We start from the raw sequence: 9,490 nt of genomic DNA, 5'->3' as shown, positions 1-9,490 counted from the left end.
CTTCCGTTTTAGGGCACAGAAAGATCTCTGTACCTACTGAAACTTTACTCATACCCTATTGGGTCACGATGACAAGGGCGATCTCGTGGACAGTGCCTGCTACAGGCCCTGTTTAGCGGGCGCCAACTACCGAGAGCTCCTTGAGGCATCCAAACACGGGCGGGCTCGTGCCCGCCCCGGCCGGAGCGCCAATCCCCTCCCGATGATCGCCCCCCAGTTTGCTACTATGCCAATCCCAGCCTTTTCATTGTCTCCTCACTCGGCCTTCCGTCGGGCTCAAAGCCCCGGGCCTGGTAGTACTCCTCCAGGATCTCACGGAGCGGCACCGTACGGCCTGCAGCTCCGCCGCTTGGCCTGGGCTCGTTTTGGATCCGCTCCGGCAGGCCGTCCTCGGCGGGATCCATCCCGCACACTTCCATGCCGTAGACGCGCTTCGCCGTGATTACCCTCGATGCGATCTCCCTGAGCTCTTCGGGTGGAATCTTATCACCCAAGCATGCATCGATCCACCGGGAGATCGCAGAGAGCTGAATCCTCCCCTGCATCATGAACTTGCACAGCCCGATAGCATCATAGAGGACCGCGAGTTCCTGCATGTCTGAGGCGATCCGGCCTTTCCCCTTAGGATCCTCCGGGTCCCGCGGGGGCGCAAGCCCGAACTCGGGGAACTCCATCCCCTGCTCGACGTAGTATGAGAGGGATTCGTTGTGGGATGCGCCACGCGCCGCGGTGGCGTAGGTCGCAGCGATGGTCGAAAAACACCTGGGGTCGTGATAGGGGACCTCGAGCCCACGCACGTGCATGGCGTACCTCGGGGCATCGCCCCCGATCTGCCGAGCTGCCTCTCGCGAGCCGAGGGCGAGGAGGTCACCTATGCCCTCGCGGCGGGCGATGGCCCTTATGAGGCCCAAAATCGCCTCGCGGCTCCCCCACTCCGGCACCACACCCTGTGTGAGCAGGGGTTCGCCAAGCGTCTCACGGTCGATAATGTCCCGCTCCCACAATTCCATCACGAACGAGATGATCGCGCTCACCGAGATGGTGTCGAGTCCCAGCGTGTCACAGAGTTCGTTAGCCTCGACTACAGTGAGCGGGTCATCACACATGCACATCGGGCCGAATCCAGCGGTCGTCTCGTACTCCGGGCTCCGGACGGTTTTGCCGGCGAGGTCCCCGGCTGTCGGGGTGACCAGCTTGGTGCACCCAATCGGGCAGGTGAAACACGGCTTTGACCGCCCGGACATGGAGGCCAGTATGGCGTGGCCGTTGACCACGCGCGCACCTTCCCAAAGGCCCTCCCGCCAGTTCTTGATGGGGAGGTCTCCAACTCGGTTCCGGTACTCCACGCCCCCCGCGGTTCCCGCTTTGGCCAGACCCGCGCTACGTTCCCTGACTTCCGCGAGCACCGTGCGGTTCGCCGCGGTGACATCCCCCGCCGGGACGGGGGCAGAGGGGGTGCGACGGACAGATATCCCCTTGACACCCATGCGCGCGAGGGCCGCGCCGAGGCCGCACCTGGCGGCATAGCGGGGGACTTCCTCGTCGAGAACGATCCCGGCCACCAGGACGTCCCGCTCGGCAGCGGACGCAATTCGTGCTGGTTCGTATTCCGCCCCGTAGACGTCCCGGTGTGCCGAGTCGAACTCCGGGATGTCGAGGAGGGCGAACCGCGATCCGTCATCCACCTCCACGCTGCCGTGCTCCACCCGGACGATCGACAGTCTGTCTGCGCGGCCCACCAGCACCAAGGCATCGTAACCCAGGCGCTTGAGGTACATCCCCCATCTCGCACTGGCACTGGACTCCCCCAGGATTCCCGTGAGAGGGGACCGAGCCATAACCGTGGTCTTGCAGCAACCGAGAACCGGGAATCCCACAAGAAGCCCGGGGCAGAAGACTACTGGATCGAGTGTTGGGTCCATGTATCTCAGAAGGTAGATACCGAGCCCCGGGCCGCCCAGGTACCGGCGCGCCAACTCCGGGGATAGCCTGTATGTTCTACTCGTCTTGGATGATAGATCAACTTCGAGGATAGTGGGTCTGTGCAACAATATCACCTCACGACACTAGAGAGTATGAGAGACCCGCGGAGGCCGGGAGATCCTTGATGCCGCAGGCACTCACAACACGGTAGCCTCAGGTCATGCTCAGCGACATAGTGAAGGAGTGGTCCGCCGGGCGTCCATTGCGAACGATCTGCTATCAATGGCGCGTTCGGTAGCCAGAATGCCGTCAAGGTGGTCGTACTCATGCTGAAGCAACTCAGAGAGGTCCCCTTCGACCTCGAGCACCCGGGGCTCGAACCCAGCGTCAAAGTAGTGGATGCGGCAGGATCTGTGACGGGAAACCCGGACCAGTAAGCCCGGGAAGCACATGCAGTCGTCCCACACCTCCATCATCTCCGGGCTCTTGGCCTCGATGACAGGGTTCAGGAAGACCGTGGGTCCGTCTATGTGCATGTATATCATGCGCTTCGGGATGCCGATCTGAGGAGCGGCAATCGCCCTCCCGATCCCATGCCTGGCTCTGAAGTCCATGAGTGTGTCGTGGAGATCTTCCACCCATCGTGGAACCTGGTCGAGTTCGTCTCGGTCCACCGGAGAACAGACCTCATGAAGCCTCGGATCACCCAAGAGGATTATGGGCCTGGCTGCCATTGAACTACTCTCCTTTCCGTCCATATGTCGGGACTCGGTGCATGCTCGAAGGAAACTCGGGGTTTGGGGAGAAGTAACCCGACACAAGCCTACCACCTATGAACGGGAGTACGTTCACATGTCGCGTAATCCACGGATCATGGAATTTCTTGAAGAGGTCCCTGTCATACTCGGCGATGGTGCCATGGGTACCATGCTTCAGAGATCCGGGCTCGCCCAAGGCGAGGCCCCCGAACTGTGGAACGTGGACCATCCTGAGAGGGTCCTCGCCGTACACTGCGCATACATCGACGCGGGCTCACAGCTTATCGAAACCAATACCTTCGGCGGTAACCGTGCGCGCCTCGCCCGTCACGGCCTTCAAGGCCGGGCGGCCGAGTTCAACGAGGCCGGCGCTCGCCTTGCCCGGAAGGCCGTCGGGGACTCCGGCGTGCTAGTCGCCGGGAGCATCGGGCCGCTCGGGGAGTTCATCGAGCCCCTGGGGACTCTCACCAGGGCCGAGGCGTCCGAGATGTTCCGTCTGCAGGCGGAGGCCCTCGTCGCGGGCGGAGTGGACTTCTTCCTCATCGAGACCATGAGCGACCTCTCAGAGGTCGAGGCCGCGGTGAGTGGAGTACGGGCCGCATCTGGCCTGCCGGTTGCAGTCACCATGACATTCGACACCAACCTGCACACCATGATGGGCGTGAGCCCGTCCGACGCGGTGACCGCCATCACCGGACTGGGCATCTGCCTTGTCGGGGCCAACTGTGGGAACGGACCCGACGAGATGGAGCGCGTGGCCGCGGAGATGGCCGAAGTCTCCCCACCGGGCACATACCTCATAGCCCAGAGCAACGCAGGGCTCCCGCAACTCCGGGATGGACAGATCCACTATGACGCCACCCCACAGGCGATGGCGGATCACGCACTCCGCCTCTTAGATCTCGGCGTGCGCGTAATTGGAGCCTGCTGCGGGAGCACCCCGGAACACATAAAGGCCATGCGGGATGCACTCATGCTCCGGACCCGACCAAGGCCGGGGAACCCGCGAGGTTTCTAACACTCTGGTGATTCTGGACCCACGCGATTCCTCCTGCTGTGCGGGGACGTGTGGCGTGCAGGCTTGGGAGGTTGGCCGCGCCAGGAACCAGGGAAGCCTGAACAGCCGATTCAATGATTGGGGGACTCACCCATGGATGAGCACGAGATCAGGTCTGAACACGCGGAGAATCCATCGCCCGGAGGTGCAAGGTTGTTTCGCTCAGTCCTCAAGGAGTACCTGTGGCCTCTCATCGCCGGCGTCATCTTGGCCGGCTTCATAATGACCTTCATCGCGCAATCCTACATCGTCGAGGGCTCCTCCATGGAGCCCACGCTGCACCACGGCGAAAGGCTCCTGATCGACAAAGTCACCTATCGGTTCAAAGAGCCGTCGAGAGGCGACATAGTGGTCCTCAGCACTCCACGCGCGGCTTTCGTCAAGCGAGTGATCGCGGTGGGAGGGGACCACCTGGAGATCAAGGATGGAGTAGTGTACCTCAACGGTCGCCCGATGCAGGAATCTTACATCGCCGAGCCTACCGAGGGTGAATGGGGCCCCTACGACGTGCCCGATGGCACCGTCTTCGTCATGGGGGACAACCGCAACTTCAGCAATGATAGCAGGAGAGGTGTGGGCTTCCTGGACGTCAACAAGATTCGCGGCAGGGCGTTCATCCGGTACTACCCCCTGCACAAGATCACACTGTTGCGCCGGCCCCAGATCGAGGGGCAGTGAGAGCCGCGGGCTGAGGAGAGGATCCTCAACAGGCTCGAAGCACCTCATCCCCACAATGATCTCACACTGACCAATTACCTGCTGCTGGAGTGCCGTCCGTTTCTTTTGACAGCCGGCAACCGCAAATGTAGACTGAGGTTGTGTGCGGGCGTGGTGACACGCTGCGGACATGATCTGAAGTTCGCCGCTGGCAACCCGTGTCCAGGCAAATTGGGACGGCGATACCAGCACTTCGAACCCGGGGAGTGCATCGCAACCTATGGACAGTGCACTTGGTGTGATCTTCGTTGTTGCAGCTGTAGGGCATTTCATCGGCCGCCTCGGTATTAAAGGCATTCAGCTTGGGACCTCGGGAGTCCTGTTGGCGGCGCTCTACTTCGGCCATATGGGCTACGAGATCCCGTCTGTCATCAGGGACCTGGGGCTTGCGCTGTTTGTGGGAGCGGTAGGCCTCACGGCGGGGCCACGGTTCTTTCGCAACTTGAGGAAGAATGCAATGTCCTACGGGGCGATTGCCTTCGCCACTGTGGTCTCCGGGGCCGTCACCACAAGTATCCTCGCAAGAGTGCTTTCGATTCCCCCGGCCTTGGCGGCAGGGATCTATACCGGCGCGCTCACTACGACCCCTGGACTGGCTGCAGCGCTCGAGGCCATGGGCGACAGCGCTGTGTCTATCGGGTACGGAATCGCTTACCCCTTCGGGGTCGTTGGGGTCGTGATGTTTGTTCAGATCCTGCCACGTCTTCTTCGAACGGATCTTCGCCGCGAAGTGAGCGAAACGGTGCTGCTGGAAGGAGACGCAAGCCGGGCACCCGGCCTCTCGTCCGATCCAGATCGGCTGCAGGCTGCTGTTGCCCGACAGAGACGCCCTCTGGATGACCTGGGCATGCTTCCGCTCATGGTGGTCCTCGGCATAGGAACGGCCCTGGCACGCATGCGGTTCATGATACCTGGCACCGACGGGATATCCCTGGGTCTTGCAGGAGGACCTCTGATCGTCGGGCTTGTGGTAGGCCACATTGGCGGGATCGGTCCCTGGTCTCTCAGGCCTTCGAGCCAACTCTTGGGCACAATGCGGGAAATGGGACTTACGCTCTTTCTTGCCGGTGCTGGCGTAGCAGCCGGTCACGGATTCGCGGAGACCGTGGCTACATATGGCTGGCTCCTGTTCATCGGGGGCGCTATCGTGACGTTGGTCCCCATGCTCATCGGGTTCGTCCTCGCAACACGTGCGTTCAAGCTCAGCTTGTCGGACTCGCTGGGGTCGATATGCGGTGGCATGACCAGCACGCCTGCGCTGGGGGCGCTCATCACCGCCGCGGGCAGCGATGATGTGGCCGCGCCGTATGCGGCGACGTACCCATTTGCACTGGTTCTAGTCGTCGTCGTCAGTCAGGCTCTGGCGACGATCCTTCGTTGAGTTCAAGCCGGGCGGCTGGTTGATGAAGGAGCGGGCTGGTACCCGCCGAATTCTCTGCCCACACGCTCGTCGTCATTGTCCGTCCTCCAGTTGCGTACCGTATAATTGCTCACCACTTATGGATTCTGACATACCCAATTCCGGGGAGGGCTGATTATGCGGCAAGTGGCTACGCGGCATGTCGTCATCATCCGTCGAGTCGCGCGAGCGTGGACTGTGGTATTGGCGGCGGTGGCTCTGATGATCGCCCTCTCGCCGGATCCAAATGTCGTGGGACCCATCCCTCTTTCCGAACGGATCGAGTTGGGGTTCTATGTTCTGGCCATAGCAGGTCTCTTGTTGGCGTGGCGGTTTGAGGGGATTGGCGGGGCTGTTGCGATTGTGGGGCTTGCGGGCCACTATGTCACATTTGGGCTTTCGCGCGGAGACTGGGGCCTCCAAATATTGCTGACGCCCGGACTCCTCTTGGCGGTTCCGGGATTCCTATTCCTGCTGTGCTGGGTGGTTTCGCGAGGAAAGGGCGGGTCGCTGCCGGGGGGCGGGAGCGGGCCACCCAAAGCGCGTGTCAACCCGCTGGAATCCCACACCCAGGGGCAGGGCGGGGACGCGGACCGCTGATTGCGCGGACCGAGCCCGCCGCATTGGAGACTGCCCTGGTCGGAGCCGGCCTCAACCGCCGCTGGCGCAGAGCGGCGGTTGCTCCAGCCCTGGGGCGGCATCGACTCTGCTGTCGGCCTATGCTCTTTGGATATACACTCTGTCCGGCCGGAATCTCACGAACACCTGATCGCCTGGCTGTTTGAGGTCAAGGCCTGAGGGGGACGGGTCGTCCAGGACCACGTCCACGGAATCCACCAGGGCGATGGTGTAGCGGGCTATGGAGCCTAGATAAGAAACGCCCCGAACCGTGCCCGGCACCGCATCCTCGGCTGCATCCGAGAGGACCATTCTCTCCGGCCGAGCCACGAGGCGTGCCCGCTGGCCTGGGTCGAGGCCAGATACCGTGTGGACAGGGACCTTGACTCCCAGGACATCAACGACGGTCCGCTCGCCCACCACAGAGACGACCTCGCAATCGAGCAGGTTGGAAAGTCCGATGAACTGCGCGACGAACGGCGTGGATGGCCGCTCATAGATGTCGGATGGGCTTCCGATTTGTTCGATCTTGCCCGCGTTCATCACCGCGATCATGTCGGAGATGCTCATGGCTTCCTCCTGGTCGTGCGTGACGTATATCGTGGTGATCCCGAGATCCCTCTGCATTCTCCGGACTTCCTCGCGCATCTGCACTCGGAGCTTGGCGTCGAGGTTGGATAGAGGCTCGTCGAGCAGGAGGACCTTGGGTTTAGTGACCACCGCGCGAGCGAACGCGATCCGCTGTTGCTGTCCGCCGCTGAGCCGCCCGGGCAGGCGGGACCCCACCTCCCCAAGCCCAACCATCTCAAGGGCCTCGCGCACGAGGCGTTTCAGTTCGTCCCCCTTGATGCCCTGGATCCTGAGCCCGTAGGCCACGTTCTCGAAGACAGTCATATGGGGAAAGAGTGCGTAGTTCTGGAAAACCGTCCTCACATCCCGCCGAAAGGGGGGCAGGTTGTTCACACGCTGCTTCCCGACGAAGATGTCGCCTTCGTCTGGGTCGATGAATCCCGCAATCATGCGAAGCGTGGTGGTCTTCCCGCAACCTGATGGGCCCAGCAATGTTGTGAGCTTGCCTTTCTTCATCAACAGGGTCAGGCCGTCGACCGCCCTGAAGTCCCCGAATCTCTTGGTCACTTGATCGAGCCTTACTTCTTCACTTACAAGCGCGGCTTTCATCTGCTACCTCCCGAAGTGCGCCGTCGGCGTCTACATCTTGAGAATCTTGTAACCAAGCCCGCTCACCTTCCAGACGATGCCCAGGATCACGAGGACCACCGCCACCATGATGGTGGAGAGGGCGGCGGCGACCCCGAGGCGCCCCGCCATGACGTAGTTGTATATGTCGATGGACATCAGCTTCCACCTGGGTGAGACGAGGAAGATGACGGCAGTGATGTCGGTCATCGTCTTGATGAAGCTGAAGGTTATGCCGGCATAGAGACTCGGCTTGAGAAGAGGGAGAGTGATCCGAAAGAACGTCCGAGGCCAGGATGCGCCGAGGTCCGCGGATGCCTCCTCGAGGGACGGGTCGATCTGCTGCAGCGAGGCCACGCTCGAGCGGAGCGCGAACGGCATCCTCCTGATGGCGTGGTTCAGGAAGATGATCGCCCAAGTCCCGGTGAGGACGAGCAACCCCCGGTTGAATGCGACCGCGAAGCCCAACCCGAAGATGATCCCGGGAAGCGCGTACGGGAGCATGCTCACGAAGTCCAGGCCTTTCTTGCCCGGGAAGTCCTTCCTGACTACCATGTACCCAATGAGAAGACCCAAGCCTGCGGCGGCCAATGCACCAGCGAGTGATAGGACTATGCTGTTCTGGATCGACCCCCGCGAGGCCCCAAGCGCGGTTTCAAAATGCCGCCAGGTGAAAGAGTAATTCACTCCCCAAGTCCGGGTGAAAGCGGCCCCAACAATTACGGCATACATCGCCAAGATTACCACGGAGGTGCCAAGACACAAGGCAAACAGGCTCCACTTCACTGCGGGTGGCGTCGGCCGGTCTGAGAACGCAGACGGCATCCCGGTGACCGTGACGAAGGATCTCCGGCTCACGTAACGTTCCTGCCACACAAAAAGAAGGACCGACGGCACCAGCATCGCCATTGCCAGAGTCGTGCCCATGCCCCAGTCGAACATGCCGAGTATCTGGATGATTGCCTCTGGAGCCAGCATCGACACGCCGCGGTAGAAGAGCTTGCCGCCCTCGAGTAGCGCGGGAGTGCCAAAAGCGCTCAGGTTGAACATGAATACAAGGATGGCGGAGCTGAAGATACCGGGGACGAGAAGCGGGAGCGTCACTGTCCTGAGCACCCGCCAGAAACTTGCCCCGAGGTCCTCCGCGGCCTCCTCCAGCCTGGGGTCGATGGCGCTGAGGTTCGAGATGAGCACGAGAAAGGCCATGGGGAAGAAAGTTATGATGTTGGCCAGGACGACCCCGTGCCAGCCGTAGATGATGAACTGGAATCCGAACACGGACTGGAGCCACTGGTTGATCAGGCCCATCCGCCCAAAAAGGAGAATGAATGAAAACGCCCCGAGGAACGGCGGGGTTATGAGTGGCAGAATCGCCATGAGCATGAAGAAGCCCTTGAGTGGCATGTTCGTACGGACCAGGGCGAAGGCGAAGACGAGGCCCAGCAAGACCCCGCCGATGGTGGACAGGCCCGAGACGGCCAGGGTGTTCAGAAGGGTCTGCTGGAAGTACCTGTTCGTGATGAACTTGGTGTAGTTCGCGAGGCTCCACCGATCGCCGGATCTCGCGCTCTCAATCATGACCGACGCAACCGGGTAGATGATGAACACCGCGACGATTGCGACGATGGCGATGAGAACCGCGAGGATGATGGGCTCGCGGGCGAGGCGCCTCAAAGACAACCGTTCTCCCTCCAATCAGCGGACAGCCCTGCGAGTGGCGCCCGTCCGCCTCGTCCCCGTGTCGAACACCGGCAGACAGGCGGCGGGCGCCAGACGCAGGGCTGTCCGCTGATTGGAGGGAGAACGGTTGTCTTTGAGGCG

The 9,490-nt window shown here is 61.7% G+C and carries 8 protein-coding genes; 4 read left to right on the top strand and 4 right to left on the bottom strand.

Features of this window, described 5'->3' with window-relative positions; genetic code table 11:
* Positions 1-224: 224 nt before the first annotated feature.
* Positions 225-2,048, bottom strand: a complete 1,824-nt coding sequence (locus tag NUW23_13440; GenBank protein ID MCR4427163.1) for a hypothetical protein — start codon at positions 2,046-2,048, stop codon at positions 225-227.
* Positions 2,049-2,147: 99 nt separating this feature from the next.
* On the bottom strand, positions 2,148-2,657 hold the full coding sequence (locus NUW23_13435; GenBank protein ID MCR4427162.1) for a peptide deformylase: 510 nt from the start codon (positions 2,655-2,657) through the stop codon (positions 2,148-2,150).
* A 118-nt stretch (positions 2,658-2,775) separates the two neighbouring features.
* On the opposite strand from NUW23_13435, the gene NUW23_13430 reads away from it, so the two are divergent.
* The 4 genes from NUW23_13430 (at position 2,776) to NUW23_13415 (ending at position 6,454) form a co-directional block, all read left to right on the top strand.
* Positions 2,776-3,699 (top strand): homocysteine S-methyltransferase family protein, encoded by a 924-nt coding sequence (locus NUW23_13430; protein MCR4427161.1) that lies wholly within the window; start codon positions 2,776-2,778, stop codon positions 3,697-3,699.
* 132 nt (positions 3,700-3,831) lie between these two features.
* A complete protein-coding gene (gene lepB / locus NUW23_13425; protein ID MCR4427160.1) occupies positions 3,832-4,416 on the top strand; it encodes a signal peptidase I in 585 nt (194 codons plus the stop codon).
* Positions 4,417-4,675: 259 nt separating this feature from the next.
* Positions 4,676-5,836: a permease gene (locus tag NUW23_13420; protein MCR4427159.1), complete on the top strand. Its 1,161-nt coding sequence runs from the start codon at positions 4,676-4,678 to the stop codon at positions 5,834-5,836.
* Positions 5,837-5,992: 156 nt separating this feature from the next.
* Positions 5,993-6,454: a hypothetical protein gene (locus tag NUW23_13415; protein MCR4427158.1), complete on the top strand. Its 462-nt coding sequence runs from the start codon at positions 5,993-5,995 to the stop codon at positions 6,452-6,454.
* Positions 6,455-6,571: 117 nt separating this feature from the next.
* On the opposite strand, the gene NUW23_13410 is transcribed toward NUW23_13415, so the two are convergent.
* Positions 6,572-7,651 carry an ABC transporter ATP-binding protein gene (locus tag NUW23_13410; GenBank protein ID MCR4427157.1) on the bottom strand — a complete coding sequence of 360 codons (1,080 nt, stop codon included), beginning with the start codon at positions 7,649-7,651 and terminating at the stop codon, positions 6,572-6,574.
* Between the two features lie 30 nt (positions 7,652-7,681).
* Positions 7,682-9,349: an iron ABC transporter permease gene (locus NUW23_13405; GenBank protein MCR4427156.1), complete on the bottom strand. Its 1,668-nt coding sequence runs from the start codon at positions 9,347-9,349 to the stop codon at positions 7,682-7,684.
* Positions 9,350-9,490: the final 141 nt, after the last annotated feature.

The organism is Bacillota bacterium (assembly GCA_024655925.1).
Taxonomy (GTDB): domain Bacteria; phylum Bacillota; class DTU025; order DTU025; family JANLFS01; genus JANLFS01.
Note: the sequence above shows the minus strand (reverse complement) of the source record. Positions and strands in the feature narration are given on the sequence as shown.

What these genes read in the sequence shown, in the direction of transcription:
- NUW23_13435 (MCR4427162.1), bottom strand. Translation starts at nt 2,657, where the DNA reads ATGGCAGCCAGGCCCATAATCCTCTTGGGTGATCCGAGGCTTCATGAG.
- NUW23_13430 (MCR4427161.1), top strand. Translation starts at nt 2,776, where the DNA reads ATGTCGCGTAATCCACGGATCATGGAATTTCTTGAAGAGGTCCCTGTC.
- lepB (MCR4427160.1), top strand. Translation starts at nt 3,832, where the DNA reads ATGGATGAGCACGAGATCAGGTCTGAACACGCGGAGAATCCATCGCCC.
- NUW23_13420 (MCR4427159.1), top strand. Translation starts at nt 4,676, where the DNA reads ATGGACAGTGCACTTGGTGTGATCTTCGTTGTTGCAGCTGTAGGGCAT.
- NUW23_13415 (MCR4427158.1), top strand. Translation starts at nt 5,993, where the DNA reads ATGCGGCAAGTGGCTACGCGGCATGTCGTCATCATCCGTCGAGTCGCG.
- NUW23_13410 (MCR4427157.1), bottom strand. Translation starts at nt 7,651, where the DNA reads ATGAAAGCCGCGCTTGTAAGTGAAGAAGTAAGGCTCGATCAAGTGACC.